The sequence below is a fragment of the Variovorax sp. YR634 genome (assembly GCF_900106655.1).
GTDB lineage: Bacteria > Pseudomonadota > Gammaproteobacteria > Burkholderiales > Burkholderiaceae_C > Variovorax.
Genome location: NZ_FNOL01000008.1, coordinates 1 through 14,106, shown reverse-complemented (window position 1 = coordinate 14,106; position 14,106 = coordinate 1). Strand labels below are relative to the sequence as shown.

14 protein-coding genes are annotated in these 14,106 nt (G+C 62.2%); 7 read left to right on the top strand and 7 right to left on the bottom strand.

From position 1 onward, the window contains the following. Positions 1-16 precede the first annotated feature (16 nt). From BLV60_RS15540 to BLV60_RS15510, 7 genes are all read right to left on the bottom strand, one after another. The gene (locus BLV60_RS15540) at positions 17-1,312 is read right to left on the bottom strand and encodes a GAF domain-containing protein (protein WP_093056027.1); all 1,296 of its coding nucleotides are present in this window, start codon (positions 1,310-1,312) and stop codon (positions 17-19) included. A gap of 122 nt (positions 1,313-1,434) precedes the next feature. Next, positions 1,435-2,571, bottom strand: coding sequence for a cupin domain-containing protein (locus BLV60_RS15535; RefSeq protein ID WP_093056025.1), 1,137 nt, complete (start codon positions 2,569-2,571; stop codon positions 1,435-1,437). Positions 2,572-2,656: 85 nt separating this feature from the next. Then, positions 2,657-3,361 carry a fumarylacetoacetate hydrolase family protein gene (locus BLV60_RS15530; RefSeq protein ID WP_093056023.1) on the bottom strand — a complete coding sequence of 235 codons (705 nt, stop codon included), beginning with the start codon at positions 3,359-3,361 and terminating at the stop codon, positions 2,657-2,659. Between the two features lie 47 nt (positions 3,362-3,408). Next, positions 3,409-4,626: an NAD(P)/FAD-dependent oxidoreductase gene (locus BLV60_RS15525; RefSeq protein WP_093056021.1), complete on the bottom strand. Its 1,218-nt coding sequence runs from the start codon at positions 4,624-4,626 to the stop codon at positions 3,409-3,411. 182 nt (positions 4,627-4,808) lie between these two features. After that, positions 4,809-5,132: a non-heme iron oxygenase ferredoxin subunit gene (locus BLV60_RS15520; protein ID WP_093056019.1), complete on the bottom strand. Its 324-nt coding sequence runs from the start codon at positions 5,130-5,132 to the stop codon at positions 4,809-4,811. A gap of 8 nt (positions 5,133-5,140) precedes the next feature. After that, complete coding sequence (locus BLV60_RS15515) at positions 5,141-5,611, bottom strand: aromatic-ring-hydroxylating dioxygenase subunit beta (protein ID WP_021005391.1); 471 nt, start codon at positions 5,609-5,611, stop codon at positions 5,141-5,143. A 1-nt stretch (position 5,612) separates the two neighbouring features. Further along, positions 5,613-6,878: an aromatic ring-hydroxylating dioxygenase subunit alpha gene (locus BLV60_RS15510; protein ID WP_093056017.1), complete on the bottom strand. Its 1,266-nt coding sequence runs from the start codon at positions 6,876-6,878 to the stop codon at positions 5,613-5,615. A 128-nt stretch (positions 6,879-7,006) separates the two neighbouring features. Here BLV60_RS15510 and BLV60_RS15505 point away from each other — a divergent pair, with 128 nt between their 5' ends. The 7 genes from BLV60_RS15505 (at position 7,007) to BLV60_RS15475 (ending at position 13,988) form a co-directional block, all read left to right on the top strand. Beyond that, positions 7,007-7,921: a LysR family transcriptional regulator gene (locus tag BLV60_RS15505; protein WP_093056015.1), complete on the top strand. Its 915-nt coding sequence runs from the start codon at positions 7,007-7,009 to the stop codon at positions 7,919-7,921. 221 nt (positions 7,922-8,142) lie between these two features. Continuing rightward, positions 8,143-8,691 carry a flavin reductase family protein gene (locus BLV60_RS15500; protein WP_021005394.1) on the top strand — a complete coding sequence of 183 codons (549 nt, stop codon included), beginning with the start codon at positions 8,143-8,145 and terminating at the stop codon, positions 8,689-8,691. A gap of 63 nt (positions 8,692-8,754) precedes the next feature. After that, positions 8,755-9,855 (top strand): LLM class flavin-dependent oxidoreductase, encoded by a 1,101-nt coding sequence (locus tag BLV60_RS15495; protein ID WP_093056011.1) that lies wholly within the window; start codon positions 8,755-8,757, stop codon positions 9,853-9,855. Positions 9,856-9,948: 93 nt separating this feature from the next. Continuing rightward, positions 9,949-11,838: a sigma-54-dependent Fis family transcriptional regulator gene (locus tag BLV60_RS15490; RefSeq protein ID WP_143042591.1), complete on the top strand. Its 1,890-nt coding sequence runs from the start codon at positions 9,949-9,951 to the stop codon at positions 11,836-11,838. A 655-nt stretch (positions 11,839-12,493) separates the two neighbouring features. Then, the gene (locus BLV60_RS15485) at positions 12,494-12,934 is read left to right on the top strand and encodes a helix-turn-helix domain-containing protein (protein ID WP_093056380.1); all 441 of its coding nucleotides are present in this window, start codon (positions 12,494-12,496) and stop codon (positions 12,932-12,934) included. A 104-nt stretch (positions 12,935-13,038) separates the two neighbouring features. Next, positions 13,039-13,425: a hypothetical protein gene (locus BLV60_RS15480; RefSeq protein WP_093056007.1), complete on the top strand. Its 387-nt coding sequence runs from the start codon at positions 13,039-13,041 to the stop codon at positions 13,423-13,425. After that, complete coding sequence (locus tag BLV60_RS15475; RefSeq protein WP_093056005.1) at positions 13,422-13,988, top strand: BRCT domain-containing protein; 567 nt, start codon at positions 13,422-13,424, stop codon at positions 13,986-13,988. The genes BLV60_RS15480 and BLV60_RS15475 overlap by 4 nt, the downstream gene beginning before the upstream one ends. Positions 13,989-14,106: the final 118 nt, after the last annotated feature.

Sequence of the window (14,106 nt, the reverse complement as noted above, 5' to 3'; positions counted from 1 at the left end):
GGTGGATGGTGCGAAGCTAGCGCTTGACCTGTGCGCGATTGCGCAGTCGCCGATAGATCAACCCGCGCGAAACGCCGAGCTTCTCGGCCGCCTTGGTGACGTTGCCGCCGTAGGTTTCCAAGGTTCGATCGATGAGATCGTTGCCGCATTCGCGAAGCCTGACCGATGGCTCGCTGGCATCGCGAGGCGCTTCAGGTCCGGGCGGTGAGGAGGCGACGTCCGGCTCTTCGATTGCGCTCGCGGTCGCAAGCTCGGCAGTGCTCTCTTCGTCGCTCGGCACGGCCAGGGCGCAAGGGGAAGTCACTGCTGGTGCAGGAGTGGGGTCACGTTTCCCGAACTCATCGACCCCCGGGACAAGGCCGCGGTGACCATCGGCGGCGCGCATCTCGCCGCGGGCCCAGACCATCAGTCCATTCGCCAGTTGCAATGGCGCCGAGCCCGATCGGGGCAGTGATGCCAGTTGCGCGATGCTGGCGCCCATGGCCTCTTCCACGGACGAGGTATTCGCGCCGCGCTCGGCTGGCGGCAACCCCAGTAGACGGGCCGCCGCACCGTTCATCCAGGCGAGCTGGCCGTTGATGTCGATGCCGACCAGCGCGACAAATCTCGAATCGAGCAGCATTGCATCCACTTGAAATCGCACCACGAGATGCTGGTCGGACTGCGAGATGAAGAGCCGGTTCTCAATGGCCGCGGCATACAGTCCGACCACGGAGATCGCATCGAAGCTGAATGGAATGGCTTCACTCGATATATCGAGCACACCAACGAGTCGGCCACGGGTGTCGTGAATAGGCGCTGCGGCACAATGCATCGCCTTGACTTCGTCGAAGAAGTGCTCCGCGCCGTCGACCGACACAGGACGACCAGTGCGCGCAGCCACGCCCGGTGCGGTCGTGCCCACTGCTTCCTCGCAGAGGTTCACGCCAGTGCGGGTCGCGATCGGCATGATGCGTTCGTGCGAACGGCCCACGCACGTTGCCCCGATGAGTACGCCTGTTGCATCGGTGAGCATGGCCGCGCAAGACGTCGCGCCCAGCACCGACTGCAGTTGGGGGAGTTCTTCGAGCCAGGCGTGGACGAGATCGCGATTCTTCTGCAGCGCCAGATGCGCCCGGCTGCTCGAAACCGGCTGAAAGGAAACCTTTGCGCCAGGGCCGTCATGCAGGCGCTGGCACCGCGCCCAGGACTGATACACCGCGTCGCTCACGACCCCAGAGGGCAGCAGTCCTTCCTCGAAGTAGCGTCGGCGCGCGAGCGCAAGACGCTCGGTCCTGGAGTTGAAGAACAACGACGTTCCGGGGGAGTTCATCGACGACTGCGTGGTCAAACTTCTTGCCGTGCGTTTCTCTTGCGAGTGTCCCCCAGCAGGCGCTGCTGACAAGCCGGACTATCCCTGCGTCCGTGCCTTGGTGGCTCGCTGGGGCACTCGCGTCACTCGAGCTCGGCGGAGGCAGTTCTATGCGAGTGGAGCGCCTCGAGAATCGGGGCGTCGCTGAAGCGGAACAGGTCGAGCGATCCGGGGCAGGTCTCATCGCAGTGGGCCGAGAAAGGCTGCCACGACGGTACGACGAACATGTCGCCACGCTTGACAGTCCAGGTGTGATCGCCGACCTTCACCTTGCCGCTGCCTTCGAACACCTGGTACACGGACGAGCCCACCTCGCGCCGCGAAAGGGTGCTGGCACCGCTTCGGATGCGGTGCATCTCCGTACGGATCGTGGGCAGCACATCGCGCCCGTTGCTCGGGTTGGTGAAGCGAACGGCCGCATGACCCGGGCTGAGCGTGGCTGCATGGCCCTCGGCTTCCAGGATCAACTGGTCTGCGAGCGCCTTGTCCGTGTCGACCCAACGGTAAGCGAGCAAGGGCGTGGCCACCGGGGACTCGGGCTGCGACAGCGGTCGCAAACCAGGGTGTCCCCACAAGTGCTCCGATCGCGAACGCTCGGGCGTCGACTGCTCGGCCGTGCTGACGCGTTCGCGTCCGAACTCGAAGAACTGCGACTCGGTGTAGTAGGAGAACGGAATGTCCAGCCCGTCGATCCATGCCATCGGTGCGCTGGCTGCGTTGTGGTGCGAGTGCCAGTTCCAGCCGGCCTGCGGCAGGAAGTCGCCACGCGACATGCGGACCGGATCGCCATTGACCACGGTCCATACGCCTTCGCCTTCGACCACGAAGCGGAAGGCATGTTGCGTATGCCGATGTTCCGGGGCGTTTTCGCCCGGCATCAGGTACTGGATCGCGGCCCACAGCGTGGGTGTGGCGAACGGCCTGCCGCCGAGCGCGGGATTGGCCAGCGCAATCGCGCGGCGCTCCCCGCCGCGGCCGACAGGGACGATGCGCCCGGCTTCGGCGGCGAGCTCCACGAGCCGGTCCCAACGCCAAACATGCGGGGCTGCCTTGCTGCGCGGGTGGCGGGGCATCAGGTCGCCGATCTCCGTCCAGAGTGGGACCAGCAACTCGCGCTCGAAGCCTCGGTAAAGCTGCTCGAGCGCCGGACTGGGGTCGGGCTGGGACGGGCCGGCGACGGCCTTCAGGTGCACAGGGGAGGGGACGGTATCGGCGGTCATCGGCGGTTCCTTTGCGGGGCTGCGAGCGCGACTGGTGCACGGCGCAGCTTGGCTGTTCAGCGTTGCTCTGGGGAGCCTTGTTGCATCATTCGGCCGGGCCGACCGTGAGGGTGATCTCTCCGACGCCGGCAACGCTGCCTTCGACGCGATCGCCCGGCTGCAATGCACCGACGCCCTCGGGTGTTCCCGTGAAGATCAGGTCTCCCGGCTCGAGGTGGTAGAACTTCGAGAGATCCTCAATAAGTTCGGGAATGTTCCAGATCAGCTTTGAAAGGTCGGAGCTCTGCCGCTCCTGGCCGTTCACGCTGAGCCTCAGGGCGCCCTGGTCGAGCACCTTGCCGGCCATTGGCACCACTTCGGATACGACGGACGATTGCTCGACGTCCTTGCCGAGGTCCCATGGCCGGCCTTTGTCGCGGGCAACCAGTTGGAGGTCCCGTCGCGTCATGTCCAGACCGCAGGCATACCCATAGATCAACTTGTGGGCGTCGTCGCGATTGACACGGAAGCCAGGCGCTCCGACCACCAGCACCAACTCCATCTCATGGTGGTAGTTCTTGGTTTCGGGCGGATAGGCGACGGTCACACCCGACTCGACCAACGTCGAGGGGCTCTTCGTGAAATAGAACGGGACCTCGATGGTCTTGTCGACGGGTCGTCCCATCTCCACCGCATGCGCGTGGTAGTTGCGGCCCACGAAGAAAAGCCGGTTGATGGGCAGGCGCTGCGAGGTGCCGCGCACCGGCAGCGAAGGAACGGCAGGGGGATTCCAGAGATAGGTGGGGGTCATGATTTAGGTCTGTTGAATGTGAAAAGCCGTCCGGTCGTTTTCGACCTTCAGAGCTTGGAAAGAGGGACCTGGAGGTCGGCGAGTTGTTGGGGATCGATGCTCGTGCGGCGCTCGATCAGGCGTCGCGCAAAGCGCAGGTCGCGTGCCGCGTTTGGCCCGAGCGCAGCGGCAACTCTGTCTGCCTCAAGAAAGAACATGACAAAGCTGTTGGAGCCCACGTCGCCGCGTACGACCACCTGGTGCCTGGGTGTCGGAAGGCCGAATATCTGCAGATTGACGTCGTATTGGTCGGACCAGAACCACGGCAGCGGCTGATGGTTCACCGTGGTTCCCAGCGCGGCGCGCGCGGCCGCGATCCCTTGCTCCTGGGCGTTCTGCCAGGACTCCAGTCGCATGCGTCGGGCAGCCCAGTCGCAGTGCCAGACCGCGACGTCGCCAGCGGCAAGAATGTCCGGATCCGAGGTCCGGCACTGGGAATCGACCAGGACGCCGCCTTCACATGCCAGACCCGCTTCGCGTGCGAGTTCATCGTTCGCGATCAATCCAACGCCGAAGAGAACCACGTCGCAAGCCAGCTCCCGTCCGTCGCTGAGGGTCGCCGTCAGGTCTTCGCCCGGCCCTTGGGCCAACCGCTCGATCCCCGCACCCAATTCGACCTGAACGCCATGCGCGGTGTGAAGCCGCAGCAGATAACTGGAAATCTCCGCAGGCACCGTGCGCTCGCACAGCCGGTCCATGGCCTCGACGACGATGACGTCCAGGCCCTTCTTTCGGGCGGTTGCCGCGACTTCCAGTCCGATCCATCCTCCGCCCACCACAAGCAGCCGCTTTCCGGCGACGAGCGCCGCTCCGAGCGCTGCCGCATCGCCGATGCTGCGCAGGGTGAAGATGCCAGGCAGGTCGGAACCCGGGATGCCCAAACGGCGCGCACGTCCTCCGGTGCAGAGGATCAAGCTGTCGTAGTGAATCGGCTCGCCGTGGCTCAGATGCAGTCGTTTCGCGGTCCTGTCGATGCGCGTTGCGCTGACATCGGGGCGCCAGTCGAGGTTCAGCGCATCGAACGCTTCCGATTTCTGCAGGTAGGTCGTGTCCGGGTGCGCATCGCCTGCGAGCACCGCCTTTGACAGGGGCGGCCTTTCGTAGGGGCGGTGAGGTTCGTCGCCGATCAGCACCACCCGGCCATCGAAGCCGTCGCTGCGCAGCGTCTGCGCAGCCCATCCTCCGGCCTGACCACCGCCCACGATCACGATCGTTCGGTCACTCATGGGGCCTCCGGGCCGCTGGGGAACGGTGTGTCTGTGCTCGGTGCGCGAGCATCGCCATGTGACGCATTGATGTCTCCATTCTTCTTGGCGCGAGGGGAAGCGGACGTTCGTGTTCCGCTTGTCGAACTGCCGTCCTGCAGCGGCGCTTCACGCCGCCGCAAGGGCATTGCCATGCAGCTGAATCAGCCCAGTGAAAGAAACACCCGACCGCCTTCGATCTTCACCGGGTAGGAGCGGATCGCTTCCGTCACGGGGGCGCACGTCGGTGCGCCGTTGCGCACGTCGAACTTGCCTTGGTGCAGAGGGCACTCGATCTCGTGTCCCTCCAGAAAGCCCTCGCACAGGCGGGCGTGTCCGTGGGTGCAGATGTTGTCGGTCGCATAGATCTGACCGTCCACGCTGTACAAGGCAATGTCGCGTCCGCCGACGAGCATGCCCACGACATCGTCTGCCGGTACTTCATCGACCGGAGTCGCGTCGGTCCATTGGAAATCAGGATGGCTCATGGGTTGCCTCACAACGGGTAGATGACGGAGTTCGGGATCATTTCGCTGTCATAGATGACCTGCCGCGAAGCGAATTTCAGTCCCTGTTCGGTCCGTACGACGACGTCGATGTAGCGCCCGACGCTGAAGACCGTCGAAAGCTCGGAGAGCTTGGTGCGAAACACCGCGTAGTTGGCCTCCGACTCGAAGCGATTGGCTTCGGCCTTCAGCACAACCGGTGTTCCGACAATGTGGCGCTGGTAGTAGGGGTCGTGAAACAGGGTTTCGCGAATCCCGTAGACACGGTCCTTGAGCATCCCCTTGCTCTCGAACGAGAGCGTCGCCAGCGGAAAGCCGCGGTCGTAGTTCTCTCGTGGCTGAAGCCTGTAGATGCAGTCTTCCGTGAAGAATTCGGGCCAGAGTTCCCATTGGCTGGAGCTGACGGCCTGGGCGTAGCTGGCGTAGAGCTGGGACAGTTCGAAGTAGTCTTTGAAGTCCACGTTAAGCCTCCATCACCTTGCGCCAGTACTCGTACATGCCCCGGATCAGGGTCTCGGTGACCATGTGATCCGTGTCGCCGACCTCGCGCCCGCCAAGCTCGGCGAGCGTGCGATGAAAAGGCTTCTGCTCAAAACCCTTTTGCGACAACTCGATCACTTCACCGTCGTCCGCGGACACGAATCCGGCGGGTCCGAAGAGATTGGCCTGACGCAGCCGGCGCTGCGTCATTTCTTCGGTATCGTCCTCGAATCCGAAGTGGGTCCAAACAAAATCGAAGGCGCCGGGGCCGCTCGGTTGGATGTGGCGCGTAGAGACGCTGTTGACCTGCTGTTGAAAGATCACGCTCGGGAACAGCGTCATCATCACAGCCGTCGGTCCGCCCCACCAGGGCTCCGGCACGATGTCGAGGAAGCGAGGGTCGTTGAGCTGCATGCTCTCCTTGAAGCTTGACACCTGGGTGACTTGGTCGGCCTTGCCGCTCGCACCGCGCGTTGAAATCATGGCGGCATGCCGATGGTGCCGGTCCATCCTGAGCTCCGACTTGTTGTCGGCACGCCAGAGGCCGAAGGTCACGAACCAGGTGTGCAGCAGACCCGGGTGGTACGGGTCCTTGATGTTCTCCTGCATCAGCTTCCAGTTGCCAGGAATGCGCTGGCGGTTGTAGCCGAGGATCTTCAGCTTTCGTCCGTTGAACAGCCGATCGAAATAGCCCAGGATCTCCGGCCCCATGAAGTCTTCGAGCGATTCGACGTTGGGGTCGAAGGAAGCAAAGACAACGCCCCCGCGGGTTGCAACTTTGAGTTTGTTCAGGCCATGCTCGGCGGGCTTGAAGTCGGCGGGCATCCCGCCGTTGACTTTTCCATCCTGCTTGACGCCCCGGCGGAAGGGCACTCCCTGCAGGTCGCCGGTGAGCGTGTAGTTCCACTGGTGATAAGGGCAGGTGAACCCCTCCGCCTTGCGGTTTCCATGGCGCTCGCGGCAGAACTGCATGCCTCGGTGAGCGCACACGTTCTCGACGACGCTGATGGAGTCCTCGGCGTCGCGCACCATGATCACGGAGCGTTCGCCAACCACCGTGCGCGTGAAGTCCCCGATCTCTGGAATCTCGGCTTCGAGGCCGACGTAGCACCAGTGGTTTCGGTAGAAGAGGCGTTCCAACTCTTGCCGATGCTGATCAGCCTCGGTGTAGGCCATGAAGGGGATCCGGCTGGTGCCTTGGTTTTCCCAGTGGATCTTCTGGGGGAAGACGGCTGATGTGTCATCCATGTTTTGTGTCTCCTGTGCTGCCGTTGGGGAACAGCGTCTTGTGGGTGCAGCAATGATCTCCATTCCCGTGCCATCGCTCAATAGAATATGGGGAATAGTTCAGATTGATTTCGCGAATGTGAGGCGCCATGGAGCTCAAAGACATCGACCTCAACCTTCTGGTCGTTTTCCATCAGTTGCTAGTCGATCGACGCGTCTCGAAGGTGGCCAGCAGCCTCGGCCTTTCCCAGCCGGGCGTGAGCAACGCGCTGGCTCGCCTGCGCAAGCTCACCGATGACCAGTTGTTCCTTCGAACGCCAAACGGCATGGAGCCGACGCCGTATGCGCAGCAGCTTGCAGGACCCACCGCGAGCGCATTGCAAGTCATCCACGCGGCCATCAACCAGAAGGCGTCATTCGACCCGTCGACTTCGAAGCGCGCCTTCACGGTGGGCATGACGGACATCGGCGAGATTTACTTCCTGCCCAAGCTGATGAAGGAGGTGGCACGTGTTGCGCCGAATGTGTCAATCAGCACTGTTCGGAACACGGCCGTGAATCTGCAGGATGAGATGGAAGCGGGTCATGTGAACCTTGCGATCGGTCTGTTGCCGCAGCTCAAGGCGGGCTATTTTCAGCGCCGGCTGTTCAAGCAGCAGTACGTCTGCATGTTCAGGCGAGGTCATCCCCTCGACAAGAAGACGGTTTCATTGAGCGAGTTTTCCTCGGCCGACCACGTCGTCGTGATCTCCGCGGGAACGGGGCACGGCAACGCCGACGAAATCCTTGGACGGAAGAAGGTGGTGCGAAAGGTGGTCCTCACCGTTCCGCACTATGTGGCGGTGGGCCACATCCTTCACGACTCCGACTTGGTGGCAACCGTTCCTGAGCGGCTCGCCCAGGCTTTGGCGGGGCCCTTTGGCCTGTCCTACATCCGGCACCCGGCCAAGCTGCCGGAGATTGCGATCAACCTGTTCTGGCATGGTCGCTTTCACAAGGACCCGGCCATCACGTGGCTGCGCTCGCTGATCGTCGGGCTGCATGGGGAAGGCGCGCCCGACTAGGGCTTTGAAGGTCGGCGCCTAGCGCCGTCTGAGCTTCTTCAAAAGCCAACAGGAAAGCACTGGCTCGGCTTTCCGATGCGACACCGATGTGTCGCAAAGTGTCGCGGCCGGGACGGCGCATCGCGACTAAGTCCTTGATTTGATTGAGATTCGCTTCGGGCATGCGATCTGCAGAGATCGTTGGGAGCGCATCACCAAACCAACTCAGGAGACTTCCCGCCATGTCCTCGCTCCCCGATTCCTCTGCCGCACTCGATGTCGCAACCGCATTTCGAGACGCCATGCGTCGCGTTGCGTCCTCGGTCACCCTGATCACCACACGCGATGCGAATGGCGAGCCTCACGGGATGGCCGCTTCCGCCGTCATTCCGGTGTCCATGGACCCGCCGGCCATCCTGGTGGCGGTGAATCGCACGTCAGGGCTGCATCCTGCGCTCAGCGCACAGGGGCGGTTCTGCGTGAACCTGCTGGCGGGGGCTCATCACCCCTTGCTGGGCGCGTTCTCGCAGAGTTCGCGCAGAGGCGAGCGCTTCGTTACCGGCGATTGGCAAGACAGCTCCGACTCGCTCCCTTGCCTGACCTCGGCACTTGCCGCGGTCTCCTGCGAAGTCGACCAGCGCGTCGAGTACGCGACCCACACTTTGTTCATCGGTCGCGTCACGGCCGTGCAACTGGCAGAGGGCCAATCGGACCCGCTCGTCTGGTTCGACGGAGCGGGCGTGGCCGTTTCGAGCCGCTGCAAGGCCGCTGCGGAACAAGCCGTGGCCTGAGTCTTTCCATGTTCCCCGCGCGGCATCCGCTGCGCTTTTCAACCCTGCAAAAAAGGAGACTTCATGAAACTCGGATTGTTCGGCATGCCTCTGCATCCACCCGCCCGGCCCAAGTCGGAAAGCTTCACGGAAACTACCGAGAAGATCGTGTACGCCGATGAAATCGGCTTCGACGAGGTGTGGATCGGTGAGCATATTTCCTGCACGACGGAGCCGATCTCGTCACCCCTCATCTTCCTTGCGTCACTGATCCACCAGACCAAGCGCATCCGCTTCGGAACGGGCGTCATCGCCTTGCCGAACCACCATCCGGCCGTGGTGGCCGCAGAGATTGCACAGTTCGATCACATGAGCAAAGGACGCCTGATGTTCGGCATCGGCCCCGGTGGCCTGGCCAGCGACATGGAGTTGTTCGAAGTGCTCGATGGTGCGTATCGCACCGAGCGCATGATGGAATCGATCGACACGATCCTCAAGCTCTGGTCGCAGGACCCGCCCTACGATATCCAGGGAAAGCACTGGAAGATCTCTCTGAAGGACATGGTCATCCCCGAGCTGGGCGTGGGCTTCATGCCCAAGCCGTACCAGCTCCCGCACCCCGAGATCTCGATGACCGCGATGTCGCCGTTCTCCGACAGCGTGAAGACGGCTGCAGCGCGCGGGTTCGGCGCGATGAGCGCCAACTTCTGTCCGGAGTATGTGATTGCCAGTCACTGGAAAAAGTATGTCGAGGGGTGCGAGTCCGCGGGCCGCGAACCCACCGGGAATGACTGGCGGGTCGCCCGAAACATCGTCATTGCTGCCAGTGATGCTGAAGCCCGTGAGCGGGTGATGGATCCGGCCGGCAGCAACTACTACTACTTCGACTATTTGTGGCGTGTTCTCAAGTCCGTGAACTACACGGCTGTCATGAAGGACGACCCCAAGCAGCCCGACGACGCCGTGACCGTTGAGCAACTCATCGAGAGCATGGTGATCTACGGATCTCCCGGCACCGTGGCGGACAAGCTGGTGGCGTTCCGCGAACGCACGGGGCCATTCCATGGACTGATGATGGCATCGATGGACGGATCCGGCGTCAACCGCGAATGGGAATGGGAGACCATGCGCAGGCTTGCACAGGACGTGATGCCGAAGGTGCGCAAGGCGTCTGTGCGGGGCTGACACGCAGTTCCGCCAGCGTGACACCAGGGGGCAAAGGATGCAAAATCCTTCGACAAGGGCCGGCTCCAGGCCCCCTGCAGGAGACAACGCGCTGTGGACAAAGCATCCCATTCGAACGTGCTGCGCGCTGCCGCAGTGCTCGCACCTATCCAGGATGAAGTGATGGAACGTGGGAGCGTTGCCGCGTCGAGAGAACGCTGTGTTTCGCTCCATGGCCTCAACCCGGAAAGGGTGGGTCGCCCTGGTGTTCTCACAGCGGTCGAAATCCAGGACCATCGCGAGCCCATCGCTGATCTTCTGTCGCTGTCGCAAGGCGAAGTACAACGCCTGTTCGAGCTCCTGGCCGAACAGGACTATGTCGTGATGTTGACTGACCCCCAGGGCGTCGCTCTGGGCTTTCGTTCGACCGAACTGGTTCTCGACGCCTGCAGCAATGCGGGCGTTTTGCCCGGCTCGATCTGGTCGGAGGAGATGCAAGGTACGAACGGAATTGCACTGTGCATCCGCGAGCAGAGGGCGCTCTCCGTCGTGATGCAGGATCACTTCGCTTCGAGCTTGGCGAGTGTGAGCTGTACGGTGGCGCCCGTTTTCGGCGCCGGCGGCCAGTTCGCCGCGGCGTTGAATGTCACGACGCTCCGGGCATCCGACCGCGCGACCCAGGCTGTGGTTCGCCAGGTGGTCATTGCGTCGGCGCGACGCATCGAGAACCTCTATTTCGATCGTCGCAATGTGGGACACACGATTCTTCGCGTGTCCAGGCATGGCGACTTCTGTGATGCGGCTGTCGAGTCACGCGTCGCCCTCGATTCATCAGGCAGAGTGCTCGACGCCACGCCGTTGGCGCAGCGCATTCTCCTTCCCGCAGGAGCGCCGTTGATCGGCCGCCCTTTGTCCGATGTCTGCGGAATGGACCAGTGGCAAAAGGCTTTCGACGGCAGGGATCTCGTGCTCCAGCTTGCAAGCGGCCAGCACTTCTTTCGCGTGGAGCAGCCGAGACGGCAGCTTCGCGCCGTCTCGGCGCCGGAGAAGCTCGATCGCACCTTCGACATCAGCCAGCCTGCGGTGGAGGAGATCATCGGAGACGACCCGGCAGTTGGCGAAGCGGTGTTGATGGCGCGCAGGCTCATGGCCCACCAGATACCGGTGTTCGTGCACGGAGAGACCGGAACAGGAAAGAGTGCGTTGGCGCGCGCATTGCATGTCGATGCAGGCGGCAGGCCCGACAAGTTCGTTGGTATCAACTGCGCCGCGATCACCGCGGAGTTGATTGAAAGCGAGCTCTTTGGCTACCGTCCCGGTGCCTTCACTGGTGCATCCCGGCACGGCTCGCGAGGCCGGCTTCTGGAGGCGGACGGCGGAACCTTGTTTCTCGATGAAATCGGCGATATGCCGTTCGGCTTGCAGACGCGGTTGCTGCAAGTGTTGTCAGATGGTGAATTCACGCCTGTAGGTGCGACGCGGCCGGTGCAAGTGCGCTTTGCCCTTATCGCGGCAAGTTTGCACGACGTGGCGCAACTGGTGCGAGAAGGGCGTTTTCGCGAAGACCTCTATTTCAGACTGGCTGGGGCTACGGTGCGCTTGCCGGCGCTGCGGCGGCGCGACGATCTCGAGCAACTGATAGAGCGGGCCGTGATTGGCGCCGCGCAACGCGTCGGACGGCGGGCTCCCGTGCTGACGGCTGCCGCCGTGAAGGCGCTGCTCGCGCACGATTGGCCCGGAAATTTACGTGAGCTCCACCATGCCATGCGATTCGCCGTTGCGATGGACTCGGACGGGAAGATCGATCTGGCCGATCTTCCTCCCCCTTTGGGGCAAAGAGGAGTGTCGCGAAACACTCGTCCGTCTGGCAGGCGTGCTGCGATCGAAGCGGTTCTGGAGCGCTGTGGATGGAATGTGTCTGAAGCTGCAATCTCGATGGGCGTGTCGCGCGCAACCCTCCATCGCCACATCCGAGAGTTGGGAATTTCTCGTCCCACCGACTGATACGCCTAGATGTCGAAAAGCATGACCGTCGCCGGCTCGGTTTGCAGGAGAAGGCAATTTCGATGGCTGCCTCTGGCAACTCAGCGGCCGTTGGATCGGTCTGAGCGTTTGAGGATGCTTTCCCGTTCGGTGGGATTCAAGCTTCCCAACGAGACCATTCCACCAGCACGCACTGACAGCGTTCGGGCTGCCACGCCTAGTCGTTCGGTCACTTCTGGAGTTGACTTCCGCTGAATCTGGTCGATCCGCTCGGCATAGGGCACTGTGAGGGCCGCAATGGCACACCCCCCTGAGTATCGAGAATGGGATAACTGATTGCGTAGAGACTGCGGACTGCTCGCGTGGACGAGCCAGTAAATGAAGGCGGCATACCGAGCAATTGAGCTCCTTGGTCTGGCAGGCTGTGTTGGGGACAGCGGTTGCACGAAACAAGACGACAAGTATCGTTTCACAGAACTCCTGCACGGACTTCACTCTGACTTCACTTGGGTCACGCACACTGCCTCTCGACAGTGGTTCGGCGCTGGTAAAGGCCAGGGAGAAAAAATCCGCTCAGGGAACCGCCTCGATGCCGACCGCTGTCGCTTTTCATGCTCAGGACTCACAGGCCCGACGGCAGAGCGTCGTCGCTGCAACGGCGCGGCACAATGCGTCCATGCCAAATATCGCCTCGATCCTCAAAGCCGAAATCTCCCGCGTTGCTCGCAAAGAAGTGCGCGCTGAGATCGAAACGCTCAAGAAGGCATCAGTCGCGCATCGCGCGTCGATTGCCGAACTACGTCGACAGGTGAATGCGCTCGAGAAGGAATTGCGTCGTGTTGCGAAGGGAGCGAAACGCCCCGCCACGACGCCTGATCCGGACAATGAAGCGGCAGCAGGCACGAAGCGCCGATTCAGTGCAACCAGGTTGGCGGCACATCGCGCAAAGATCGGGCTGTCCGCGGCGAGCTATGGGCAACTGGTTGGCGTGTCCGGGCAGACGATCTACCACTGGGAACAAGGCAAGGCACGTCCGCGGGCGGCGCAACTCGAAAGCCTTGCGGCAGTGCGAGACCTCAGTGCACGCGAAGTTGCGGAACGCCTTGCCACGCAATAGCGTAGCGCTGCAGCAATATGAGGGTTCGCGCGCATGATTGCTTGCGAGCCGAGCGCTAGGATGCGCCCTGAATATTCCTCGTACGTCCCTCGAATGGAGCCAGCATGATCGTTGAATGCAGTTTCAGCTCTGCTTCACCTCAGGGAGAGTCTTGGGCGCAACGATGGGGCGGCCCCGACAAAGGTCTCATTTGTTCTTGGCTCAGGGGAATCGAGAAGGCGAAGGAATCCCCCGAACTGGCTGCACAGGCCTCGCGTGGTGAATTGCCAAGCCTGCCCTGGGTCGGCGGAGGAAAGGCCATCAAGGCGGGCAAGCGGATAGGGGCGCTGCACTATCTGGCCATGTGGCAAGGACTACGCGGTGAGGACTTGTCCATCGATCTTGCGGCTGGAGCCACTCGCACATGCACCTTGACCGGTATGGCAGTCACATTCACTGGCGATACCTCTCTCATCTGGAAGGCAGCAAGCGAACCCGGGGGCATCGAGTGATCAACATCTACCAACGCCAGGCGACAGCCTTCCGAAACGAGATGCGCACTTCATGTGCGGCGCTGGTCGGCATCGTCCAAGGCATCATGTCTGACGGACATCTCAACGATGCCGAAATCGGATTCCTCAGATCATGGCTCACCGGCGCCGAAACAGTCGCCCTGACATGGCCAGGCACGGTGATCAAAGCCCAAGTCGAAAGCATCTTGGCGGATGGGCTTGTGACCGAGGAAGAACGCAGCCATCTCGCCGAAACCTTGCGCCAGCTCGTTGGCGGCAAGCTGGACGAGATTGCGGATGCGGGCTTCGTGACCGAGTTGCCAATCGATCGCCTCGAAGAGGTTGAGATCCCCAACAAGCTCTTCTGCTTCACCGGCGACTTCGTTTTCGGGCCACGCAAACTCTGCGAGCAAGCCATCGAAACGCGCGGCGGGACGATTTCAGGCGTTAGCAAGAAGCTGCACTACCTTGTGGTCGGCGGCCTTGGCAGTGCGGAATGGAAGCATGGCAGCTTCGGCACCAAGATCGAGAAAGCCATTCAGCACAAGGAGGCCGGGTGTTGATTGCCACCGAAAATTGACCCTCTGGGGGTGCGGATAAAAACTTGGACTGGTTTTATGTTGCAAGTCCAAGGCTCACCCGGTATTCGATAGGGCTGAGAGAGCCAAGGGAGATCTTGAT